The sequence below is a fragment of the Candidatus Roizmanbacteria bacterium genome, assembly GCA_016700135.1.
Lineage (GTDB): Bacteria > Patescibacteriota > Microgenomatia > UBA1406 > GWC2-37-13 > UBA1450.
On record CP065004.1, the window covers coordinates 1,406,231 to 1,428,783 of the forward strand.

A 22,553-nucleotide genomic window follows, 5' to 3' on the forward strand; every position below is an offset into this window, starting at 1 on the left:
TCAATAATAATGTTGCGGGTAAACGAAATCGCTTCCCAATACTATATTCAGCTTATTATAACATGCCTTGGCAACTTATATCCAATAGTCTCTTCAGCAATTGAAATAAGCTCCGGAAGGGACATTTTGTCATGCACGTACCCGAGAAGTGCGAGGGTTTCCTGGAGAGAGACATGAAGCACGCTCTGAGGATTATTTCCTTTTGACAATTTGACAAAAAATCGTTTCAGAATGGTATAAATCTCGACTTCCTGTTCTCCTTCAGGAAGAAGGGCGTCAATAACGGCAAGAAACATATAGATATGATCGATATATTTTTCTGTTCTCAGCTGCAGAAAACCGGATATCAGATCCGTAGATTGCAGATACATACGGTCATTTGAGACGCTTACCTGAGCGGTAATGAGGTTTCCTGATTGCAAGTGAGCTGCACGTCTGGAAGTGAACTTACGCGCTCCTTTCGCAAAAAGTGCCAGCTTCCCTTCTTCTTTCGTGAAGATGGTAATAAACAAATCTTTATCCAAAAGGATTTTCCGTTTCAGAACAAAGCCTTCCAGTTTTTTAAGTGTCGGCATACAGTTTCTGGCTCACATTCAATTCTTGACTTCGGTATCAACCTTGAAAGGACCGTTAAACAGTTCTTTACCTTCGACTTCTACTGAAAGTTCCTGATTTTCAACCCCTGCCTGCTTTTGTACATACAGGTGATAATTGTCTTTCGTGATAGAAGACGGTAAGGTATATTCTACGGTTACTTCTGCAACGCCCTTCGGATCGACGGTCATAAAGCCCTCATAAACTGTTTTACCGAGTTCATCATATGTCAGCGTTTTTGTCTTTGATCCCTTGAATGAAACAAGTTTTGATCCTTCAGGCACGTAGAAACGTATCCAGTTTCTTAGAGTTGCATTCAGACAAAGACCTCCCCGTTCCAGATTACAGTCTGAGTGCGGATGAGGATTCTTGAATTTGATGGTAACAGTTCTCTTTACGGTATCACCCTCAAAAATTGTTTCAGACGTGACTTCCTCGTCAATAAACATGTTGGATTTTGCACCGGCAAAATTCACGTTGTTGATATGGAGATAATCGCCTTCCGTCTCCTTGATTCTCCCTGCATAATTCATTTTTTCGACTGCTGCCTGTGTGTCAGGATCCGTGAAGTATAAAAGGATGTGCTTTTCATCCAAATCCTGGAACATTGCCTGTGCCATCTGACCCCAGTATTTTGAAGGGGAGAAGCCGATCGCCTTGTAAAAAAGTTCCAGCATCAGATTTCCCAGAATTCGTTTTCTGTCAACCTTGACATAATTTACCGGCCGGTCGACGATATCAAAAAGTGAATAAATCACCTGCGGACAATCACATCTCGGATCGGTTTTGGCTGAAAAATTGATGCCGTTTACCTGGGTATCGCCGAAAATCTCAAGCATATCCACCAGTACCTTTGAATCCATAGCAATAATTCCGTCATACTCAACTTTTCTCCCGGACTTCTGATACAGCGAGTCAAACAGCTTGATGGACTCTGCAAAATCAGGAGACAGATTGCTGTCACGAAGATAAAATTTGGTTACGTCTTTGTGATATGTCCGGATTTTTTCAGGAGCTGCGGGATGATTGGCAATACTGTTGTCCAGATCATAAATATCACTTGAATCTTTAATTGAAAGTTTTCCTTTATTGATATTAAATACGGCAAAGAAGGTATAAAACCCTCCTGTAGCACGCCGTTCAGCAGTATTCTGAAAGAGGATCAGATAGTTTTTCTCTTCTTCTGCTCCTAAAATCGAAGGAAGCTGCTTCAGGAGAGGCTGAGCATCTACAAATAGTGTCGCCATACCCTGGAATTGTCCTTTCATTTCAGTAATATTCGATCTGACCTCATATTTTCCGAGCTTTTCAGGGTATCTGTTCGGGTCAATCATCTCAATCCGTTTTTCCGCTTCCTCAATATTTTTTGCTACAACATCAATACGGGCAAGCATCTTATCAAGGGTGACAACAGCGGTTTGCAGTCTTTCTTCCGCACTCTTTTCATAAAAATTCTGTTCCCCCTGCTTGAAGCCGATCAGATCCGCATACGGATAGATTGCCTCGACTGATTCTTTTCCTGCTTCAAGGGTATACCTCCCCGCTTCGATCCCGTGTTTATAATCACTGACATACGGCACAAACGATGCCCAATAAATCTGTTTAGATTCCTGTTCAAGACCGGCATACTTATCCGAAAGTGAGTTCATGCGGTTTTTTATGAGATCAATATCGTTTGATTTAACATCACTTTTCAGAAGTTCCGCTTCGGCCATTACTTCCATTCCCTTTGCCTTAATCTTCATGGCAGGAGTATAGACAAATATGTATCCGAGGATTCCCAAAAGGACAAAGACTCCGAGAACACCCAGCAGTGCAGAAATAATGATTTTTTTCTTTTTTCTTGAAGGCCCTTTTGCCGTATTTGGTTTATTAGGACGCAATAAATTTTTCATAAGATATAAAGTATAACAAAAAAAGATACTACCTGTCTAAGGCAGCATAATAATTGTATCATACGGCTCCTTTGCCCGTCAGCATGACATACGGAGTCTTGAGGATGATGATGATATCATTTTTCAGAGAAATCTGATCGACATACTTTGCATCAATGATAATGCGCTCATCGAAGTTGATTTCAGAGCGCCCTGATACCTGCCATAATCCGGTAATTCCGGGTTTTGCCAGCAGTACTTTGCTTACAAGCTTGCGTGCGTGTGGATACTCCTGCTGCTGATTTTCCAGCTCGTCCGGATAATATGCCCGGGGACCAACCAGACTCATATCGCCTTTCAGGACATTCAGTACCTGCGGCAGTTCATCGAGTGAATGCTTTCTGATAAACTTTCCGACTTTTGTAATGCGGGGATCATTCAGCAGTTTATAACTGCCTTTTTTATACTCTTCATACAGTTCCTTAAACTCAGGATCATTCCGGAGCATCTGATGTGCATTCTGGATCATCGAGCGGAATTTGTACATCTTGAAGGTCCTCCCCGACTGTCCGATGCGTTCGGGGACATCGGCGAATATCGGACCGGGAGAGGTAATTTTGATCAAAACAGCCACAATTACGGACGGAATAAAAAATATCACACACAAGATCAATGATAAGACGATATCCATGAGCCGTTTCGTATACCGTTGGTACATTGTTCCTGCGATCAGTGAGGTTCGTTCTGCCATGGAGTTTAGGTAAGTTTCTCGTTTTCAGTACCCTGAAAACTTTCCACTAACTTTTTAATTTCTTTGACTGCTTTCTTGTCTGCCACCAGCAGTACATCATCAGTATTCACGACGAGAAGTTCTTTGACATTGACGCCGACAATAAGCTTTTTATCTTCATAATTGTACACCAGGCTGTCCTGTGACTCCTCAAGCAGAACCCGGCCTTTGATAATATTGTCTTCCCGATGCTGCTCTAATGCTTCTTTCAGCGCTTCCCACGCTCCGACATCACTCCAACCGATGTCTTCCACCACAACATAGGCACAATCTTTTTCAATTTTCTCAAGAACGGCGTTATCAAAACTGATCTCAGGCATTTCCTGATAATGCTTCATCAGTTTTTCAGAAAATTTCTCGTAATCCTCTGCCTCAACGATTTTTTCAGTAACGTCATAAATCTCTTTTGCATGCTGGCGGAAAAGAGAATACATGAATTTCGGTGTAGTGACAAAATATCCCAAATTCCAGCAATAGTGCTTGTTATCAAAATATTTTTGAGCAGTCTCACTGTCCGGTCGATACTTAAATTCTTCAAACTGTTTAAATTCTATATCGTCAATGTCCATTATCTTTTTACCCGTTTGTATCCAACCGAGATTGTCCGAAGCAAAGCGCGGCTTCTGACCGATAAAAACAATGCAGTTTTTCTTTTCAGCCACAAACTTCCCTGATTTCAGAACAATATCTTTGAATAAATTGATTTTGTTTACTAAATGATCGCTCCAGAGTATTACTACCGGTTCATCGGGAAATTTTTTTGCAAGGTAACCCATAACAAGAGCAACAGCCGGCCCTACATCCCGTTTAGCCGGTTCGGCAATAATGTTTTCAACAGGCACAAAAGGAAGTTGCTCCTGAACCATTTTGATATAGTCTTTTCCGGTCGAAATAAAAATATCCTCGGCTGCAAACTCAGGAAGAAGACGTTCCGCAGCTAGCTGGAGAGTTGATTTGTCGCCAACAACTTTTTCGAACTGTTTCGGTGACTTCTTACGGGAGAGGGGCCAAAGGCGTGTTCCTACACCGCCTGCGAAGATAACTGCTTTCATAGGGTACTTTAATAATGTATAACTTACTTTTTGGAAATGATCTCATGAAGTTTGTAAATAAAGGTTTCTTTCGCAAACTTCCTGGCGATACCTTTCGTGTCAACTAAATTGTACGTGTCGCGCTTGAAATCTGCAACCGCTTCTCTTACGGATGAGACATTCTGGGAATCGAAAAGACACCCTGTTTTACCGTCTTCTATCAGTTCCGCTACTCCTCCCGTCCGATAAGAGATGACGGGACAGCCGAAATACTGTGCTTCCACCGAGACATATCCGAAATCCTCTTCCTGAGGCATGATAAGAGCTTCGGCATTACGATATAACGACCTGAGTTTTATATCGGAAACATTCTCAAGGAACGTCGTATTTTTTGAAGCTATATGCTGCAATGACTTTTTTTGTGATCCTCTCCCGACTACCACCAGATCGTAGTTCTGTAACTGCGTAAATGCCTTTACGACAAGATCTACCTTCTTATACGATTCAAGGCGCGATACCGTCAAAAAATAAGGCCTCTCGGGCCTTTCAACCGTTTCTTCAATAGCGTCCCAGTGCTCAGTATCAAAGGGCGGATACACCACATCGCTGTCTCTTTTGTAATACGTACGACATCGTTCGGCAACATGCTGAGAAATGGATATGATCCGGTCAGGTCTTTGGGCTGCTACGAAATCCCATTTGCGCAGTTTTGAGAGGAATGGTACTGCCCAGCTTGAAGATACATACTGTTCGGTCATCCCCCACAGCCACCTGGTCGGTGTAAGAAGAATACAGATATGCTTTGTCTCGGGTCGTGTAATGACTCCTTTGGCAAAAGAAGATGTAACGGAAATTACCAGATCATACTTAGATAAGTCGAAGCTTTCGAATGCATACGGAAGTAAAAAAAGAGAAAATATGCGGCTTCTCCGTAAAAAATCCGGAAACTTCTGCAGGAAAGAAGGATAGACTTCCCCGCTTAGGTATTTTGTCCAGGAAGCATTCTCACGATCAATATATGAGGTATACCAATCAGCATCGGGAAACTCTTCATTCAGGGTCAAAAGAAGGCGTTCCACCCCGCCCCATTTATCCATCCAGTCATATATGATTGCTGTTTTCATTTTGTCAATAATTCTGAGTATACCTCTACTGTCCTTTTTGCCATCTGCTTAAAAGAAAAGTCATTAGGTAATGCTGCACTCTTGTACGTTTTGAGTTTCAGTTTAGAAGCAATATCATTCACATCATAGGGATTGAAGGCTGTGTAGTTCTCACCTAGTAATTCTTTGAACACCGGAATATCTGACGCAATCACCGGACAACCGAAATACGTTGCCTCAACAAGCGGCAGACCGAACCCTTCAGACAGTGACGGGTTTATAAGAGCTTTCGCATGCTTGTACAAATAGACAAGATCACCGTTTGATGTATCATGGATAAATCGAATGGAATTCATTCCCTCCAGCTCAATAATACCCTTTAATCGCTTTGCAAAGTCATTATCCGGCCCTGTCAGGATCAGCGGAGTTTGCACGCCGGAAAGTTTATATGCCTGAATCAATGAGTCTACGTTTTTATGAGGATAAAAGTTGCCGACATACAGGAAATATTGATCGCCGGCATCTTTAGCCAGCCGGCTACTTTCTTTCGCTTCCTGAAGCTCAAAATTCACCCCTTCCGGTATTGCTTGCGTTTTTGTTGCACTATCCTTGCCATAAACATCAAAAAGCTGTTTTTTGACCGTTTCTGACGGTGTAATGATTGCCTGCGCGTGCCTTATCTGACTGGCTAGAACATTTTTGAAAATCCGAAACTTGAATTCGTACCAAAAGGGATTCAATGTGGATGCCCTCCCTGTTTTAAACAATAACGGTGTCAAATCGTGGACAGTGGCGATAAAGGGACGTTTATAAAAAACAGGGTAGCTGAAATAGGTAAAGTGCATCAGATCAATATCATCCTGCATAATCAGCCGATAAAAGGTCGTCTGCTCAGAAAGACTATGCCAACGGGCATCGGCTTCCCGCAAAACAAAACGCTTATCTGACAAAGAAATAGAAGCTTTATCCTGCGGAAGAACATAAACATACAATTCAACGTCCTCAGGCGCCGTTTCAGGAAGGAAATGAAGCAAATTCCTCAGATAAGTGCCTACACCCGTTTGGAAATATAGCCTTGCATCGATACCGATTCGTTTGGGTTTCATTATTTTTGATGACAAGCAATGTTCATGATTGTAACTGCGAAGATACAATTTTTATGCGACTTGGGAGGTGCGCAGCTGACAGATTCTGGTGAGCACGCCCACGGAGCAATATAAATTGTTATCGAGCAGTTACATTACTGGATCCCGGATCAAGTCCGGGATGACATGATAATTACAATCTCGACTTTACATTAATAAAAAAGTACACCAACTGCGATACAATCCACGGATTTTTACCCTCATAATGCTTCCGGTAAAAAATCTTCATCGCATCGTAGAAATATTTTTTCGTTTTATTCTCCGTGTTTTTCTTCCCTTTCTTCAATCCGCTTTGATACTTAAGATGAGTCACATGATATTTCGGATAATAGAGAACCCTATACCCCTTTTCTTTCATGCGGAAAGCAAGATCGATATCCTCACCGTACATGAAAAATGTTTCATCAAAACCACCAAGTTCGTCAACAACCTGTTTTCTCGCAAGAAAGAATGCTCCGCTTATTGCATCAACCTCATGTATTTCAGAAAGATTTTTTTCCGTCATATGATATCCTCCGAACCATGCGTTCAGAATCGGGACATTGCGTGTCAGTGCTTCCAGTTTCGAGTAATAACAGAATGAATTCCAAACAGTCGGAAAGCCGCGGTGAGAAGCCGGATCAATCCCGCCTTTCGGAAGATCTACCCGTACGGTAAGCGCGGCAACTGCAGGATCAGCGTCAAGATAAGAAAACAGTTCCGGCCAATCTACTTCTTTTATCAGGACATCGGAGTTGAGGAAAAGGGTATATTCACCTTTTGCATTGACGATTGCTGCATTATTGCCTTTCGGGAACCCTTCGTTGTGCTGATTCAAAATATATGAATAGCCGATATTTTTATCGGATAATGAAGATTTAAGTTCTTTGATCATCTCAGCCGAACCGTCCACAGACGCATTATCGACCAGGATTATTTCAGCGTCAAGCGAGGGATACGAAGATAAACTCTTGTAGAGCGTTTCTATACATTCTCTTGTTATATCTTTAGTGTTGTACGAGAGAATAATAACAGAGAGTTTTATCATACGCTTATTATCTAATATAACAGAAGCATGTGCCTTGTTGTCATGTGTTCGCGAACCGGCAAATCAGTATCTTGAGAAGATCCCGAACGATCCGCCAGCCGGCGGACGGGAAGACAGGAGATACCGTTAACGCTTCGGTGACTGTTTCTGTCTGCGTGCTTTTCCGCCTGTACCGACTTTTCGTCGTTCACGTATACGGGCATCGCGGGTAAGAAGTCCTTCTGCTTTGAGTACCTCACGGAAAGTTTCATCTGCCAAACAGAGAGCCCGAGAGATTCCGTGGGAAATGGCTTCAACCTGTCCGTTTTTACCGCCGCCTTTGACCACAATTGTTGCGACAAATCTGTCAGCACTATCCGTCAGTTTAAAAGGACGCATGATCAGATTTTGCTCTGCAGCGGAGGGAAAGTAATCAGCTAAAAGTTTTTCGTTTATGACAACTTCTCCCTGTTTCATTTTTGAACCTTTGACAGTAGCACTGTTATCTTTACCCGTGACAATATGCAGTCTGATACGTGCAACTGACTCACGGCGCCTGCCGACTGATTCATAATATTGAATATCTTTCTTTTTCTTTGCCATATATATAAACCTAATAACTAATTACAATAATTGTTTATGATTTTTTTGTTTGTAACTTTTGTGCAAACGGATGTGTTTCTCCTTCATAAATATGAAGTCTTGCCAGACGGGCATCACGATGCTTGTTTTTCGGAAGCATTCCTGAGACAGCTTCACGGATGACCTCAGTCGGTTTCTTATCCATCATCTCATTGAGAGTCAATGTCTTTCGTCCTCCCTGATAACCCGAGTAGCGGTCGTATATCTTCTGATCACCTTTTTTCCCGGTAGCCTTGACATCCTTTGCATTGATGACTACAACATGATCACCCATATCAAGATAGGGTACATATGTTCTTTTTGATTTTCCCTGCAAAAGAGTTGAAATTTCTCCGACTGCACGGCCCAGGATCTGGTCCTTGACATCGATCAGATGCCATTCTCGGTCAATTTCACTTGCTTTGATTGATCTGGTTGAGAGTGTTGTACGTGTCATGTTTTTTGATTAAATAGTATTATTTAGTTTCTTCTTCAGAACTTACTTTTTCACTTTTTTCAGCCTTTTCTTTTTTAACAGCCTTTTTAGGAGCCTTTTTCTTTTCTGATTTTTCCGCTTTTTCTGTTTTGGCTGTTTTTTCTTTCTTTTCCCCCCAGTCAATGACCACAGGATGTGCCCATTCGACTCGCACCATCATTGATCCGTCATTGTCTCTTTGGTTCATCCGAACGATACGGACATATCCGCCCGCAATATCCTTTACGGCAGGACCGACCTGTGCAAACAGGGTTGAGACAAAGGCTTTACTCGGAAAGTACTTGAGCAAATAGTTTTTACTTGCTTCCGTTTCTTCACGGGTTTTTGCGACTGCAATATCAATGAAACGCTTCAGTATTTTTCCGCGTTTTTCTGTTGTAACGATGTGCGAATATTTGAAAAAGTTCGTCATCATCTTTCTCAGAATCATTTTGTTTGAATCTTTTCCTGAGTGAAATTTGATTAGTTTAGTTCTGTGTTTCATTCTGTCAATAATTCCAACTTATTTAAGTTCAACACCCATCTTATTCAACTCTTCCTCAATAAGATCGATTGATTTTTTTCCTACACCTTTCAGATTGGTCAAATCCTCACGTCCTCTTTCAACGAGGTCTGCAACTGTTTCAATGTTTTCTCTTAACAGAGCATTGATGACACGTGACGGAAGATTGAGTTCATCAATAATGGTTTCATATGCTTTCGGATTTTGTTCTTCTTTTCCTGTCGGTTCAGCCGCGGTTGACTCTTCCTGCGTTTCTTCTTTTCCTTCAACAATTGCCGCAAAGTGCTTTGAAAGAATTGTTGATGCTTCTTTTACAGCTTCTTCAGGTGTAACGCTTCCGTCAGTCCAGACATCAAGAATAAGTCTCTCAAAATCGGTTGTTCTTCCTACACGGGCTTCCTGAACCTTAAAATTTACTTTGGTAATCGGTGAATAAGAAGAATCAACGGCAATATAACCTGTCTGCGTCTCTTTGTCATCTGCTGATTCATATCCGTATCCGACCTGTACCGTTACTTCAATATCAAGAGCTCCTTTTGCATCGGTTACCTCTGCAATATAGAAATCACCATTGACGACTTCAACATCTCCTTCAAAGTCTTTTGCATACACTTTTTTTGCCCCTTTTACTGAAACTCTCGCTGTGAACGGTCCGTTTCCTTCTGCTTTAAAGCGGATCTGTTTAAGATTCAATACAATGTCAAGGACCGACTCTTTTACGCCTTTGATTGTGGCAAAAAGATGTGATGCCTGTCCGAATTTGACATGTGAGATAGCAGCACCCGGCAAAGAAGAGAGAAGCGTTCTTCTCAATGCATTACCGATACTGTTTCCGAAACTGGTATTGAAGGGTTCGTAAATAAATTTTCCGTAGTTCTCAGATTGCTCTTCAATTTTTACGGAAAACATTGGCTCTAACATATAAAGATGTATACAATTAGTAAAAAATTATTAACGTGAGTAGAACTCAATAACTAATCTTAAGTTCACTTGCTGTTCAATAATTGAGTTGTCAGGTGTCTTAGTAAGAACGCCCATATCCTTCTTGAGTTCAACCCATTCAGGAAAAGTTATATCATTCTGTCCGCGGAATTCTTCAATATATGGTATCTTCTTTGAATCATCCGATGCAAATGTAATCTTCTCATCTACCTGTACCAGATATGACGGGATGTCAAGAACTTTTTCATTGACTTTGATATGTCCGTGAGATACCAGCTGTCTGGCTGCTGCACGTGTCGGTGCAAATCCCAACCTGTATACAACGTTATCAAGTCTTCGTTCCAGGAGCTCACCGAGGAAAATGGCGGTGTTTCCGCGACGTCGGGACGCTGTATCAAAATATCCCTTCAACTGTTTCTCGGTCACTCCGAACAAAAAGCGAAGCTTTTGCTTTTCCCGAAGCTGGCGGGCATGTTCAGAAGATTTTCTTCGGAATCGTGTGCCGTGCTGCCCAGGTAAAATATTTATTTTTTTAAGCAAAGACGCCTGTGCTTTTGATCCGGTTGTTTTTAGACCGAGGTCGGCGCTTTCTCTTCGTGAAACTTTATTCTTGGGACCTGTATAACGCATTTTATTATTTCGTAATTATTAATTCTTATTATTAAACTCTTCGCACTTTTGGCGGTCTAACACCGTTGTGCGGGATAGGTGTAATATCGACGATTTTACCGATATCGACACTGGAAGCACGCACTGAGCGTAAAGAAGCTTCACGGCCGGGGCCAATACCTTTTACATAAACATCAACCTTCTTAAGTCCGTAATCTTCAGTTGCTCTTTTTAACGCTGCATCTGTCGTAACTGTTCCTGCATACGGTGTGGATTTTCGGGTACCGGTAAATCCGTGCATACCGCATGAACTTACAACGAGTGCGCCGCCGTTTTCATCGGTGACTGTGACGAGTGTATTGTTAAAGGTAGCCGTAATGTATATACGACCATTTTCGACAACACGTGTCTTTTTTTGTTTCGCTTGTGTCTTTGGTGCCATAGATTGAAATATAATTATTTGGTAGTTGTCTGTGTTTGATCAACTTTTGCCCATGCTTCTTTGGTAAGTGCTCCGACTGTTCTTCTTTTACCCCGTTTTGTGCGGGCATTTGAACGGGTTCTCTGACCTCTTGACGGCAATCCCATTCCGTGTCTCATACCGCGATATGAACCGATTTCGCGAAGTCTCTTTATATTTTCGCTTCGTTCTTCACGAAGATCTCCTTCTACTTTGATATTTTTATCAATATAGGTAGTAAGGGCTTTCAACTGGTCTTCTGAGAGATCTTTTACTCTTACTGCTTCATCGACTCCTGTTTCAGACAGTATCACTTTTGATTTTGACCAACCGATACCGTGAATAAGTGTCAGTGCATAATCTATTCTTTTTTCATCTGGTAAGATGACTCCCATTAACCGTTGCATATGATAGTAAACTTCAAAATACTAATAATAATTATCCTTGTCTCTGTTTGTGTTTCGGATTACGGCTGCAAATGACATACATAAGCCCTTTGCGGACGACAATCTTACAACTTTCACATCTTTTTTTTACTGTTGATCTTACTTGCATAGGATATTATTTTCGATAAACTATACGGCCTCTGTTGAGGTCATATGGGGTGAGTTCGATTTTGACCCGATCACCCGGCAAAATTTTTATATAATTTTTTCTCATCTTTCCTGATAAGTAACAGAGAATGACTTTCTCTCCCTCATCAAGCTGCACCTTAAACAAAGTGTTCGGAAGGTTTTCAACAACCTCTCCTTCCACTATAATCACGTTATCTTTCATAGAAAGATATATTGTAACACATAACTACGCTAAAATGAAGGTTTCTTTATCAGTTACGGCAATGCTGTGTTCAAAGCATGCCGACATACTTCTATCTTGCGTAATAATTGACCACGGGACATTGGGCTCGTAGGCAATTTTTTCCGTTCCCATTGAATAGATAATTTCTACGGCAATCGTCAGTCCTGACGGTATCTTGTAGGTCTTCTCAATAGGCCGATCCAAATAATTCAGGACATAGGGATCCTCATGCAGTTCATATCCGACTCCGTGACCGGTCAACTCTTTGAGGATATAGTATCCAGCTCCCGTCATTTCTTCCTCAATAAAGGCTGCAATCGTTCCTAATCGTTCACCCACTTTCACTTTTTTAATTGCATTCTCAAGAGTGTCATGCCCTTTTTTTAAAAATGCTTCTGTTTCAGGGTCGGTTTTGCCGCCTATTACAAACGTTGTCGCATAGTCGGTGTGCAGTCCGTCAAGGTACACTCCGATATCAACTGTCAGCACGTCTCCCTGCTTCAGTTTCTTCTTTTTGGAAGGCGGCGTATGCACCGTTTGTTCATTTACCGGCAGACATGTTGTCCATTTGTAACCGTCTACTCTTTTGAATGACGGTTCGGCTCCCCGCTCAATAATCAGTCTTTCCGCTTCTCGATCAATTTCATCAGTTGTCATACCGGCATGAATCTTCGGAAGTAATATATCTACGACTTCCCGGAGGATTGCTCCGCCTTTTTTCATGCTTTCAATCTCTTCCTTTGACTTGAGGTGTATCATCCTTATGAAAAATAAATTGCCCGATACACTTCTTCAAGTTTGTGTTTCAGCTCATCAAGCGTGTAATTATTCTTAATCAGATAATCTGCATAAGCAATTGTCGGTCCCATGTGTGTATTCAAGAGTTCATCTAGATCGCGTTCTTCACCGAAAAGCCCTGATCGGGATTTTCGATGTTTGATCCGCTCAAATCGGATAGGTTTGTCTGCATAGACCGCAACGATAAAAATACGAGCTTTCGGAAATTCCTGTTTCAAATACTGATACTCTTCCCATGACCTCATTCCCTCAATGACCAGCAAGTTGTGTTTCCGGAGATTCTTTTCAATATCCGCTTTACTGAGCTTTGCCATCGCTTCAAATCCGTATTTATCTCTCAATCCCTGTCTTATTTCGTGGTGCACTGCAAGAGTATGCGGCTTTTTTTGCTTTTCAATCTCTTTGTTGACAATATCAGAAAAACTGACAATGGGAAGCCCTTTTGCTGCAAAATACTGAGCAGCTTCCGTCTTGCCGGATCCCGGCATGCCGACAATGGCAACAATAGTATTATTCTTCTGCTGCCATTTGAGAATCCGGTTTTTGATTTTCTGTTTTCCGAGAGATTTCAGAATGGACTGATTGACTTCTTCTATTGACCGGGTGCCGTCAATAGTTGAAAGCTTATCATTCTTTTCATAATATTCAAGCACCGGTGTAGTATGTGTCTTAAAAAGTTCAATTCGTTTCTTGATAGCTTCAATAGTGTCATCATCGCGCTGTTCGTTGCGATATGCCAGCCTCCACAATGCTTCCTTATCAGGAATATGGATATGGACAACCCGATCCACATTATTTTTGAATTTTTTTGCCTGTTTTAAAGTGCGGGGAAATCCGTCAAGGATATATCCCTTTTTGTATTCCGGACGGGACAGATAACTGTTTACTATCTCTATCGTCAGATCATCTGGAATCAGCAATCCGGAAGACATCAGAAGTTTTACTTTCTTGCCAAGAGGTGTCGTCTCTTTCGCAATATTGCGGAAGATATGACCGGTTGACAGATACGGAATCTTCAATTGCTTCGAGAGCATGTTCCCCTGAGTTGACTTTCCTGATCCTTGTATTCCGATAAGAACAATCTTCATATTGAGATATCAATTTGGAGTGTTAGTCCAGTTTCTTTTTTTCTTTATGTTCTGTGTGTTTTTTACATACAGGACAATACTTCGTTAATGTTATGGGTTCCTGTGTATTGATTTTGCTTTTTTCAGAAACGTAATTCATTGTGCTACATTCCGTGCAAACAAGACCAAAAAGAACGCGTGTACTTTTTTTTGCCATAATTTTTAGCTACTTATAACAATATAAATCCGTAAGGAAATGAGAAAAATCTATTATACACCATTGCTGCGTATCTACAACGTGAATCTGTCATAGTTTTTCATCACCAGCTGAGATTCGATCTTCTTGAACGTTTCAAGAACAACAGACACTACGATAAGGATTCCCGTTCCTCCGATAATCAAATTCTGAAGTCCTGTCACGGAAGACATAATAGCCGGAAGGATTGCGATAAGTCCTAAGAATACCGCACCGAATGTCGTAATTTTATATACAACACTCTGCAGATAGTGTTTGGTCGCCGATCCTGGGCGAATACCGGGGATAAATCCTCCGTGCTTCTGGATTTCTTCAGCTATTTTTTCCGGATTGAAGACGATGATAGTGTAGAAGAATGTAAAGGCAACGACAAGTATGAAATACACTGAGTTATACAAAACGCCGTCTGGAGTGAATGAAGTTGCTAATGCCGTCCCGATATTTGCCAGTGTCTGGTTCGGGACATAGCGCACGAAATTACCGATAATCTGCGGGAAGAGAACAAAGGATACCGCAAAGATGATCGGAATAACCCCTGCCTGATTCAGCTTCAGGGGCAAAAAGTTTGTCGCTCCCTGATACATTTTATTTCCCTTAATACGCCTTGCATAATATACGGGGATCTTGCGGACCGCTTCGTTGATAAATACAACAGCCGCAATAACCACAAGCGTCAGCGCCAAAAAGATTATGATATTGAGTGCAATTTCTGAATTGAATGTGGTGATTGTCCTTCCGATAAGTACAGGAATACGTCCGACGATACCGGCAAAAATAAGAATTGAGATTCCGTTTCCGAGTCCGAATTCCGTGAGAAGTTCACCAAGCCAGACCAAAATAAAAGTACCGGCAAGAAGCGTCAGTACGAAAGAGAAAAACTCGATCGGCGACAACACATCAATAATCTGCTGATTTCTCAGAAGCACATAAATACCGACTGCCTGAACAAGAGTAAGCGGAACAGTCAGAAATCTCGTGTATTGATTTATCTTGAATCGCCCGTACTCTCCCTCTTTTGATAAAGCTTCAAGTTGCGGCACGACCATGGTAACAAGCTGCATAATAATGGAGGCATTAATGTATGGAGAAAGTCCTAAAGCCATAACTGAGAAATTGACTAAGGTGCCTCCTGAAAAAATATCAAGGAGTGAAAGAAACTGACTTTGCTCAAAGAGTGCCTGCAGTCTTGAAAGGTCAATCGCAGGTACCGGAAGGTACGCAAATATTCGGAAAATAAGAATGATGAGAAATGTGATTCCTGTCTTTCGTCTCAAAGCAGGATCTTTTATGAGTGATTGAAATTTTTGAGCTATATCTTTCATTGAACCTTTCCGCCAGCCTTTTCAATTTGTTCACGAGCAGACTGCGAAACTGGTAATGAGACAGTTATAGCATTTTCAATTGACCCATTAGCAACCACTTTCACTCCGCGCTGTGTATCAGCTGACTCGATGATGCCCTTTTCAACAAGTGCATTCATATCTACTGTAGCTCCTTTTTCAAAGATATTCAAGTGTGTAAGTGTAAGTAATACCGGTTTCATTCCTACCGGCTTGTTTCGGCCTTTTCCTCGAAGAAGAGGGAAACGTTTCACCATGCGGTTTTGACCTCCTTCAAAGTGAAGAGGCATTTTGGTGCGGGCGGTCTGATGACGTGTGGTACCGCGGCCTGATTTAGCACCGGCTTTCGAACCCAATCCGCGTCCGAGTCGTTTTTTCCCTTTTTCTGTAATTTTCGGTAATTCTGTTAGATTTTTCATGAGATACGTGTAATTAATTATTTATCACTTTTGACCGGTTTCTTTTTCGGTGCTGTTTTTTTTGCTTTGCCCGCCGTCGCTTTTGCAGACGTGGCTTTTACTTTTGTCTCTTTTTTTTCGGCTTTTTTCGGTTTTGCTTCAGTCACTGCTTCTTCCAACACTGTTTCTTGTACGACAGCTTTAGGTTCCGATTCGACAGCTGTTTCTTCTTTCTTTTCTTCCGTGATACGCGGCTTCAACCGTTTGATTGCTTCGATGACTGCATAGGCATTGGTGATCTGATTTCGTGTTCCGATAATTTTTCCTGACGCATTGTTTACACCTGCAATATCAAGAACGGCACGGACTACTCCTCCGACTTTCAGTCCGGTACCGGGAGGTGCCGGCTTCAAAAGAAGTCGTGAAGATTTATATTTTAACTTAATTTCATGCGGAAGGGTATCATTATAAATCGGCAGTTTCACCATGCGTTTTTTTGCCTGGGTGATAGCCTTCTGAATGGCAGGAGGTACCTCAAGACCCCGTCCGATTCCGATACCTACACTTCCTTCACCGTCACCGACTGCGACCAGTGCTGAAAATGAAATGTAGTTTCCGCCTGTGGTTTTTTTGGAAACACGGCGGATATTTAGGACCCGTTCATCCATCTTATTTTCGTCGTTTTGTTTTAATTTACCTTTTGCCATTCTAATATAATAATTTAGTAATTCTTAAACGGTAATTCCGCCTTCTCGTAATCCCTCTGCCAGAGCCTTCACGCGACCTTTATAGGCGAAACTTCCGCGGTCAAATACAACTTGTGTAATTTTCTTAGCTTTCATGAGTTTTGCCAATTCAACACCTACTTCTTTTGCTTCCTGTGTTTTGGTTTTCTTGTCACGTCCTTCAAGCTTTGATGCATCATAAGCAACAAGGGTCTTTGCGGCTTCATCATCAATGACCTGAGCATAAATGTGCACATTGGAACGGTTCACACTGACGCGCGGCCGCTCTTTAGTTCCGACAATATTTGAACTGACTCGTCGTTTTCTTCTGAGTTTTCTTTGTAAATTTTTATTTGCCATATATATTTTGTAATTTCTGATAGCTATAAGCTAAAAGCTATTAACTGACTTATGCTGCCTTTGCCTTCTTTCCCGGTTTGACACGGACGTGTTCGCCTTCATAACGAATACCTTTTCCTTTGTATGCGTCAGGTTTCTTTACTGATTTGATCTGATGGGCTACTTCTCCGACAAGCTGTTTATCGATTCCGGAGATAATAATAATATTGTTTCCCTCCATCGAAAGCTGGATTCCTTCCGGCGCCTTAAAAATTACAGGATGCGAAAGTCCGAGTTTCAGATTCAGATCCCGTCCCTGCATTTTACCGTTAAAACCGGTTCCGACTATCTCAAGTCTCTTTGACCATCCCTGATCTACGCCTTTCACTGCATTTGCAATGATACTGCGATAAAGACCGTGAGAAGCTTTCTGTCTTTTTGCTTCTGATTTTCTTTCAATATACAGTGTGTTTTCTTCGTTTCGGATACTCAAAAAATGAGGGAGTTCAAAAGATAAATTTCCTTTTGATCCTTTTACCTGAACAACCTGACCTTGAATATCAACTTGTACAGAACTCGGTATCTGAATTGGACTTTGGCCTATTTTAGACATCTTACCAAATGTAAAATAATAACTCTCCGCCTACTTGTGCTTTCTTTGCTTCACGGTCAGTGACTATTCCCTTTGAAGAGGAAATGATCGCATGGCCCATGCCGCCTTTTACTGATTTCACATCACGGTATGGCTTATACATTCTTCTTCCCGGAGTTGAGAATACACGCACATCAGTGAGTGCCGGGACGCCTTCATCATAACGTAAGTCAATGATGATCGTCTTGATTATCTCTCCCTCAATACGATAGTCAGCGACATAGCCCAGCTCTTTCAGCTTGCGTACCACTGATTCACGATACTTGGAATAAGGAGAAACAATCTGTTCCCTCTTTGCCATGTATCCATTTTTTATTCGTATGATGAGATCGATAACTGACATATTGTTTATTTAATTTCCAATTTTATGTAATTTAATTTAATTGCTATAAGCTAACAGCTAACTGCTGATACATTAGGTCTTATCTGCCGTTCTCTTGGTAACCTTTCCGTGACCTCTAAAGGTGCGGGTCGGTGAAAATTCTCCCAGTCTGTGTCCGACCATTCCTTCTGAAACAAAGACTTCAATAAATTTTTTCCCGTTATGAACAGCTATTCTGTGTCCGACAAAGTCAGGATGGATCTGACAGGAACGTGCCCATGTCTGGATCGGTCTTCTCTCACCGGATTCTTTTTGTTTTAGAACTTTTTGATGCAATTTTTCATCAATATATGGTCCTTTTTTTGCTGAACGAGTCATAGTGTTACCAAGAAACTTTTTTAACTCCGGGAATTTCTCCTTTTAATGCTTTTTCTCTAAAGCAAAGACGACACAGTCCGAATCTTCGGATATAACTTCGTGATCTTCCGCATACCGGACAACGATTCACATGTCTTACTGCGTATTTCTGCTTTCGCTGAAATTTTACTTCATCTGATGTTTTTGCCATAGAGAAAAATAAATTTATTTACTAAAGGGTATCCCCATTAACTCAAATAATTTTTTGCCTTGTTCACGATTTTTGGTACTGGTGACGACTGTCACTTCAAGACCGCGCAATTTGTCAACTTTATCGTACTCAATTTCAGGGAAAATCGTCTGCTCTGTAAATCCGAGATTCAAATTTCCGTGCTGATCAACAGCTGATTCAGGAATACCTCGGAAATCACGAAGACGCGGAAGTACGATTGCCGTCAGCTTCTCAAGGAAAGAATACATCTTCTTACCTCTCAAAGTCACTTTGACTCCGATAGCCAATCCCTTTCGGATTTTGTAAGCAGAAATGGACTTTCTTGCTTTAGTAACAACTGTTTTCTGTCCGGTGATTTGTTCAATCTGTTCCTGAATTTTTTCAATAACTTTCTTATTCACCACAGCTTCTCCTGCACCGACATTGACGACGGTTTTGAGCACTGTAGGGACTGCAAAATCGTTTTCGATTTTGTACTCTTTTTTGAGTGCCGGTTTTATTTCTTTATTATATCTTTCTTTCAGTCCTGCCATGGGTAAATATCAATTTATATTTTTTTTCGGGATGTACTCTTAAATACCCGCTCTTTTTTCCCGTCTTTAATTTCATATTTCACACGTGACGGTTTCTTGGTTTTCGGATCGACAACCATAAGGTTTGATGCCTGGATCGGTCTCGGGACATCCATCACACCTCCTTGAGGTGTCTGTTCCGTCTTCGGCACCGCTTTTTTGTACATATTGATGCTTTCGACGACGACTTTGTTTTGCTTCGGATAAACGCGGTCGACTTTTCCCGTACGACCTTTGTCTTTTCCTGCGATCACCAAAACTGTATCACCTTTTCTTATTTTCATAGTTGTTTAATAAATTTCCTCTGCCAAACTGGCAATCTTGTTGTATCCTGCATCTTTGATCTCTTTTGCGACCGGTCCGAATATACGGGTACCTTTAGGATCCTGTGTATCATTTCCTGCCAGGATTACACATGCATTTTCATCAAACCGTATATAACTTCCGTCTGCTCTTTTGACTTCTTTTCTGGTGCGTACAATTACAGCGCGGACCACCTCTCCGCTTTTGACCTGTCCGTACGGAGCTGCTTTTTTCACAACACCGGTAAAGACTTCTCCCAGGTAAGCAATTTTCCGATTTCCTTTTTTTGGGATACCGATAAGCTGAACTACTTTTGCTCCTGAGTTGTCTGCGACATTGAGCATTGATCTGAGTTGTAACATGGTCTTCTTATTTAGTAACTGTATTAACTTTTTCAATCACTCTAAAGCGTTTATCTTTAGAAATCGGGCGGGTTTCTTCAATCACAACCATATCTCCGACTAACACTCCTTCAAGATCATTATGAGCTTTCAGGTTTTTGTGACGTGTAATAACCTTCTGGTACAGATGGTGTCTGAACTTTCGTTCAATTTTCACGACAATCGTTTTCTGCATCTTGTTTGAAACGACTGTACCGGTAAACGTTTTATTCATGTTGTTATGATTGAATTCCTAATTCCTTTTGACGAATGAGTGTCAAAACGACTGCTAATCTTTTTTTCATTTTGAAAATCATATTTGAATCTTTTTGCGGCTTAGCTTTTCTTTCAATCTCAAGCCGGGCAATCTCTTTATGTAAAGATTCGACTTCTTTTTTCAGCTCTTCAGCGGTTTTGTTTATGTATTCTTTAGTTACTTTTTTCATTATTTTGTCACAACTTTTGTGTTAACTGTCAGTTTTGCTGCTGCATTTCTGAGAACTTTTTTTGTTTCCGCTTCACTCAGACCGTCAATTTCAAAAAGAATTCTCCCGGGCGAAACAGATGCTACAAAATATGCGACATCTCCTTTTCCGGCTCCCATCGTGACCTCCGGCGGTTTCTTCGTATATGGTTTATCAGGAAAAATACGAATCCAGAACTTTCCTTCTTTTCTAGTGGCTCGTGCTAAAACGACACGTACAGCTTCGATCTGACGATCCTTGATCCATCCGGCATCAAGAGTCTTCAAACCGTAACTACCAAAATTAAGAGTATCTCCTTTGGTTGCGATTCTTCTCCAAGTTCCTCTGAATTGTTTTCTGTATTTTTGTCTTTTTGGTGATAACACGATAGTAAATATGAACTTCTAGAATCTTAACTTTGGTGACAAATCCAAACTTTTACACCCACATATCCTGATTTTGTCAAAGCCGGGTACTTGGCAAATTCAACACGTTCTCTGATTGTTGAAGTCGGAATGGTACCCTGGAAATATTTTTCAGATCGTGAAATCTCGGCCCCATTGATACGTCCTCCCAACTGAATCTTTACTCCTTTTGCTCCCGTTTCCATCACTCGGGTCATAGTGCTGTGTACGACAGCACGATGCGGCAGATTGCGGACAAGCTTTTCTGCTATCGTCTGTGCAACATAGTACGCATTTGTATACGGTTTTTTGACAGGTTCAATCTTCAATTCGATTTTTGTCTCTTTTCTCTTTTTCTTGTCTTCATTGTATGATTTCAGATAAGAAACAATGATCTTTTTTACGTCTTCCAGTCCTTTTCCTCCCCGTCCGATGATCATACCCGGTTTCACAGAGAAGATGATAACGGTGATTTTCTTGATCGCCCGCTCGATTACCACATCGGTGACACCGGCATAACTGTACTTTTTCATCAGTTCTTCACGGATTCTTGAATCTTCAAGAATAGCATCCCGATATTGTTTCTTATCGGAAAAGAACCATCGGGAAGACCAGTTGTATACTGTCCCTAATCGTAAACCGTGTGGATGTACTTTTTGACCCATTAAATTAATTCAATTTCTAATTATTTTGTAACTTCTTTAGTTGACTCCCCAGAGTTTTTAACTTCGGCGGCTTTCTTTTCCTTTTTAACAGTTTCCTTTTTTGCTAACGGCTTTTTTTCAGCTTTTTCCTTTTTGACTTCTTTCTGTTCTGCCTTTTTCTCGGCTTTCTTCGGCTGTGCTTTCTCTACTAATACAACCTTAATATGAGAATATCTTCTGACGATAGGCTTAGCCATTCCTTTTGAACCTGCTTTGAAGCGGCTCAGTTTTCTTCCTTCTTCAATTGTCAAAAGCTTAAATTGTAGCATATCAGCCTGTACTTTTAAAGAGTTTACAGCGTTCTGAATAGCTGAATTTAAAACTTTATAATATGTTTTTGCCGGCTTTGTCGGGGCATATAAGAGATAATCAAGTGCCTCTTTGGGAGACATTTTGAAAATATTATTCCGTATCATCCGCAACTTCTTTGGCGATACCTTCAGATTTTTTTGATATGTTACCGATTCCATGAAATTACTTTCTGCGTTGAACAATTAATTTATTACTCCATTTTTTCTTTGCTCGTGTGCGGACACCGCGTGCTTTTTTACCCCACGGAGTCTTTGCATGCATACCTTCACCGCTTCGTCCTTCTCCGCCTCCGTGAGGATGGGATCTCGGATTCTGAGCGGTACCCCGAACTGTCGGTCGGATTCCCATCAGTCTTTTTCGTCCTGCTTTTCCGATTTCTTCATCTTTATGTTCGATATTTCCGACCCGTCCGACTGTTGCCCAACAACCTTTGCTGAACTTTCGAACTTCTCCTGATGTCAGTTTGACATGGACATAATGGCCGTCTTTAGCAATCACTGAACCGAATGTTCCGGCTCCGCGAATCATAATTCCTCCCTGTCCGGGATAGAGTTCAACATTGTGAACTTCGATACCGACGGGGATAGCTGATAAAGGAAGAGCATTTCCTACAGTGATCTCTGCTTTTTCTGATGCGATCACTTTGTTTCCGATATTTAGATTGGCCGGATGAAGAATATATTTTCTTTCTCCGTCTTTGTATTCAACCAAAGCGATATCTGCATTTCTGTTCGGATCATATTCAATCCTGATCACCGTACCTTCGACATCTTTTTTATCTCTTTTAAAATCGATTACCCGATAATATCTTTTTTGTCGTTTACCTTGATGGCGAACCGAAATTTTTCCACTTGAGTCCCGCCCTGAATGTTTTTTCAGGATCTCAGTCAGTTTTTTTTCTGGTTTCTGTGTTGCTGGAATTTCGTGTTTAGCCATGTTTGTAATAATAATTTCTAA

The 22,553-nt window shown here is 41.2% G+C and carries 36 protein-coding genes; all 36 read right to left on the reverse strand.

Going from position 1 to position 22,553, the window contains the following annotated elements; all coding sequences use genetic code 11:
- Window positions 1–47: 47 nt before the first annotated feature.
- The 36 genes from recO to rplB all read right to left on the reverse strand — a co-directional run bounded on the left by recO (window position 48) and on the right by rplB (window position 22,532).
- Window positions 48–575: a DNA repair protein RecO gene (gene recO, locus IPM65_07390; GenBank protein QQS43927.1), complete on the reverse strand. Its 528-nt coding sequence runs from the start codon at window positions 573–575 to the stop codon at window positions 48–50.
- An 18-nt stretch (window positions 576–593) separates the two neighbouring features.
- Complete coding sequence (locus IPM65_07395; GenBank protein QQS43928.1) at window positions 594–2,489, reverse strand: DUF4012 domain-containing protein; 1,896 nt, start codon at window positions 2,487–2,489, stop codon at window positions 594–596.
- Window positions 2,490–2,547: 58 nt separating this feature from the next.
- Window positions 2,548–3,186: a sugar transferase gene (locus tag IPM65_07400; GenBank protein ID QQS44733.1), complete on the reverse strand. Its 639-nt coding sequence runs from the start codon at window positions 3,184–3,186 to the stop codon at window positions 2,548–2,550.
- A 38-nt stretch (window positions 3,187–3,224) separates the two neighbouring features.
- Window positions 3,225–4,310 carry a mannose-1-phosphate guanylyltransferase gene (locus tag IPM65_07405; protein ID QQS43929.1) on the reverse strand — a complete coding sequence of 362 codons (1,086 nt, stop codon included), beginning with the start codon at window positions 4,308–4,310 and terminating at the stop codon, window positions 3,225–3,227.
- Between the two features lie 23 nt (window positions 4,311–4,333).
- The gene (locus IPM65_07410) at window positions 4,334–5,413 is read right to left on the reverse strand and encodes a glycosyltransferase (protein QQS43930.1); all 1,080 of its coding nucleotides are present in this window, start codon (window positions 5,411–5,413) and stop codon (window positions 4,334–4,336) included.
- Window positions 5,410–6,498, reverse strand: coding sequence for a glycosyltransferase family 4 protein (locus IPM65_07415; GenBank protein QQS43931.1), 1,089 nt, complete (start codon window positions 6,496–6,498; stop codon window positions 5,410–5,412). Before IPM65_07415 ends, IPM65_07410 begins: the two co-directional genes overlap by 4 nt.
- 172 nt (window positions 6,499–6,670) lie before the next feature.
- Window positions 6,671–7,564 carry a glycosyltransferase family 2 protein gene (locus IPM65_07420; protein QQS43932.1) on the reverse strand — a complete coding sequence of 298 codons (894 nt, stop codon included), beginning with the start codon at window positions 7,562–7,564 and terminating at the stop codon, window positions 6,671–6,673.
- Between the two features lie 126 nt (window positions 7,565–7,690).
- A complete protein-coding gene (gene rpsI / locus IPM65_07425) occupies window positions 7,691–8,146 on the reverse strand; it encodes a 30S ribosomal protein S9 (GenBank protein ID QQS43933.1) in 456 nt (151 codons plus the stop codon).
- Between the two features lie 34 nt (window positions 8,147–8,180).
- Window positions 8,181–8,621: a 50S ribosomal protein L13 gene (gene rplM / locus IPM65_07430; GenBank protein QQS43934.1), complete on the reverse strand. Its 441-nt coding sequence runs from the start codon at window positions 8,619–8,621 to the stop codon at window positions 8,181–8,183.
- Window positions 8,622–8,640: 19 nt separating this feature from the next.
- Window positions 8,641–9,144, reverse strand: a complete 504-nt coding sequence (locus tag IPM65_07435) for a L17 family ribosomal protein (GenBank protein ID QQS43935.1) — start codon at window positions 9,142–9,144, stop codon at window positions 8,641–8,643.
- 18 nt (window positions 9,145–9,162) lie between these two features.
- A complete protein-coding gene (locus IPM65_07440; GenBank protein ID QQS43936.1) occupies window positions 9,163–10,083 on the reverse strand; it encodes a DNA-directed RNA polymerase subunit alpha in 921 nt (306 codons plus the stop codon).
- A 30-nt stretch (window positions 10,084–10,113) separates the two neighbouring features.
- Window positions 10,114–10,734, reverse strand: coding sequence for a 30S ribosomal protein S4 (gene rpsD, locus IPM65_07445; protein QQS43937.1), 621 nt, complete (start codon window positions 10,732–10,734; stop codon window positions 10,114–10,116).
- Window positions 10,735–10,765: 31 nt separating this feature from the next.
- On the reverse strand, window positions 10,766–11,155 hold the full coding sequence (gene rpsK, locus IPM65_07450; protein QQS43938.1) for a 30S ribosomal protein S11: 390 nt from the start codon (window positions 11,153–11,155) through the stop codon (window positions 10,766–10,768).
- A gap of 14 nt (window positions 11,156–11,169) precedes the next feature.
- On the reverse strand, window positions 11,170–11,580 hold the full coding sequence (gene rpsM / locus IPM65_07455; protein QQS43939.1) for a 30S ribosomal protein S13: 411 nt from the start codon (window positions 11,578–11,580) through the stop codon (window positions 11,170–11,172).
- A 31-nt stretch (window positions 11,581–11,611) separates the two neighbouring features.
- Window positions 11,612–11,728 carry a 50S ribosomal protein L36 gene (rpmJ, locus tag IPM65_07460; GenBank protein QQS43940.1) on the reverse strand — a complete coding sequence of 39 codons (117 nt, stop codon included), beginning with the start codon at window positions 11,726–11,728 and terminating at the stop codon, window positions 11,612–11,614.
- Between the two features lie 6 nt (window positions 11,729–11,734).
- Entirely contained in the window at window positions 11,735–11,950 is a 216-nt protein-coding gene (gene infA / locus IPM65_07465) for a translation initiation factor IF-1 (GenBank protein QQS43941.1), read from the reverse strand.
- A 24-nt stretch (window positions 11,951–11,974) separates the two neighbouring features.
- The gene (gene map / locus IPM65_07470) at window positions 11,975–12,730 is read right to left on the reverse strand and encodes a type I methionyl aminopeptidase (GenBank protein QQS43942.1); all 756 of its coding nucleotides are present in this window, start codon (window positions 12,728–12,730) and stop codon (window positions 11,975–11,977) included.
- Between the two features lie 2 nt (window positions 12,731–12,732).
- Window positions 12,733–13,857: a nucleoside monophosphate kinase gene (locus tag IPM65_07475; protein ID QQS43943.1), complete on the reverse strand. Its 1,125-nt coding sequence runs from the start codon at window positions 13,855–13,857 to the stop codon at window positions 12,733–12,735.
- A 22-nt stretch (window positions 13,858–13,879) separates the two neighbouring features.
- Window positions 13,880–14,053, reverse strand: a complete 174-nt coding sequence (rpmG, locus tag IPM65_07480) for a 50S ribosomal protein L33 (protein QQS43944.1) — start codon at window positions 14,051–14,053, stop codon at window positions 13,880–13,882.
- 74 nt (window positions 14,054–14,127) lie between these two features.
- Window positions 14,128–15,414 carry a preprotein translocase subunit SecY gene (gene secY, locus IPM65_07485; GenBank protein QQS43945.1) on the reverse strand — a complete coding sequence of 429 codons (1,287 nt, stop codon included), beginning with the start codon at window positions 15,412–15,414 and terminating at the stop codon, window positions 14,128–14,130.
- The gene (gene rplO / locus IPM65_07490; protein QQS43946.1) at window positions 15,411–15,851 is read right to left on the reverse strand and encodes a 50S ribosomal protein L15; all 441 of its coding nucleotides are present in this window, start codon (window positions 15,849–15,851) and stop codon (window positions 15,411–15,413) included. Before rplO ends, secY begins: the two co-directional genes overlap by 4 nt.
- 17 nt (window positions 15,852–15,868) lie before the next feature.
- On the reverse strand, window positions 15,869–16,537 hold the full coding sequence (locus IPM65_07495) for a 30S ribosomal protein S5 (protein ID QQS43947.1): 669 nt from the start codon (window positions 16,535–16,537) through the stop codon (window positions 15,869–15,871).
- Window positions 16,538–16,561: 24 nt separating this feature from the next.
- A complete protein-coding gene (locus IPM65_07500) occupies window positions 16,562–16,915 on the reverse strand; it encodes a 50S ribosomal protein L18 (protein QQS43948.1) in 354 nt (117 codons plus the stop codon).
- 49 nt (window positions 16,916–16,964) lie between these two features.
- A complete protein-coding gene (rplF, locus tag IPM65_07505; protein QQS43949.1) occupies window positions 16,965–17,507 on the reverse strand; it encodes a 50S ribosomal protein L6 in 543 nt (180 codons plus the stop codon).
- A 1-nt stretch (window position 17,508) separates the two neighbouring features.
- Window positions 17,509–17,889 carry a 30S ribosomal protein S8 gene (gene rpsH, locus IPM65_07510; GenBank protein QQS43950.1) on the reverse strand — a complete coding sequence of 127 codons (381 nt, stop codon included), beginning with the start codon at window positions 17,887–17,889 and terminating at the stop codon, window positions 17,509–17,511.
- Window positions 17,890–17,961: 72 nt separating this feature from the next.
- Window positions 17,962–18,246 (reverse strand): 30S ribosomal protein S19, encoded by a 285-nt coding sequence (rpsS, locus tag IPM65_07515; protein ID QQS43951.1) that lies wholly within the window; start codon window positions 18,244–18,246, stop codon window positions 17,962–17,964.
- Between the two features lie 4 nt (window positions 18,247–18,250).
- A complete protein-coding gene (locus tag IPM65_07520) occupies window positions 18,251–18,436 on the reverse strand; it encodes a type Z 30S ribosomal protein S14 (protein ID QQS43952.1) in 186 nt (61 codons plus the stop codon).
- A gap of 14 nt (window positions 18,437–18,450) precedes the next feature.
- On the reverse strand, window positions 18,451–18,990 hold the full coding sequence (rplE, locus tag IPM65_07525; GenBank protein QQS43953.1) for a 50S ribosomal protein L5: 540 nt from the start codon (window positions 18,988–18,990) through the stop codon (window positions 18,451–18,453).
- Between the two features lie 14 nt (window positions 18,991–19,004).
- A complete protein-coding gene (rplX, locus tag IPM65_07530) occupies window positions 19,005–19,313 on the reverse strand; it encodes a 50S ribosomal protein L24 (GenBank protein ID QQS43954.1) in 309 nt (102 codons plus the stop codon).
- A gap of 6 nt (window positions 19,314–19,319) precedes the next feature.
- A complete protein-coding gene (gene rplN, locus IPM65_07535) occupies window positions 19,320–19,694 on the reverse strand; it encodes a 50S ribosomal protein L14 (protein ID QQS43955.1) in 375 nt (124 codons plus the stop codon).
- A 7-nt stretch (window positions 19,695–19,701) separates the two neighbouring features.
- Window positions 19,702–19,947 (reverse strand): 30S ribosomal protein S17, encoded by a 246-nt coding sequence (rpsQ, locus tag IPM65_07540; GenBank protein ID QQS43956.1) that lies wholly within the window; start codon window positions 19,945–19,947, stop codon window positions 19,702–19,704.
- Window positions 19,948–19,951: 4 nt separating this feature from the next.
- On the reverse strand, window positions 19,952–20,158 hold the full coding sequence (gene rpmC / locus IPM65_07545) for a 50S ribosomal protein L29 (protein QQS43957.1): 207 nt from the start codon (window positions 20,156–20,158) through the stop codon (window positions 19,952–19,954).
- The gene (gene rplP, locus IPM65_07550; protein ID QQS43958.1) at window positions 20,158–20,562 is read right to left on the reverse strand and encodes a 50S ribosomal protein L16; all 405 of its coding nucleotides are present in this window, start codon (window positions 20,560–20,562) and stop codon (window positions 20,158–20,160) included. The genes rpmC and rplP overlap by 1 nt, the downstream gene beginning before the upstream one ends.
- A gap of 26 nt (window positions 20,563–20,588) precedes the next feature.
- Window positions 20,589–21,245, reverse strand: coding sequence for a 30S ribosomal protein S3 (gene rpsC, locus IPM65_07555; GenBank protein QQS43959.1), 657 nt, complete (start codon window positions 21,243–21,245; stop codon window positions 20,589–20,591).
- Window positions 21,246–21,265: 20 nt separating this feature from the next.
- A complete protein-coding gene (locus tag IPM65_07560; GenBank protein QQS43960.1) occupies window positions 21,266–21,754 on the reverse strand; it encodes a hypothetical protein in 489 nt (162 codons plus the stop codon).
- 4 nt (window positions 21,755–21,758) lie between these two features.
- Window positions 21,759–22,532: a 50S ribosomal protein L2 gene (gene rplB / locus IPM65_07565; protein QQS43961.1), complete on the reverse strand. Its 774-nt coding sequence runs from the start codon at window positions 22,530–22,532 to the stop codon at window positions 21,759–21,761.
- Window positions 22,533–22,553: the final 21 nt, after the last annotated feature.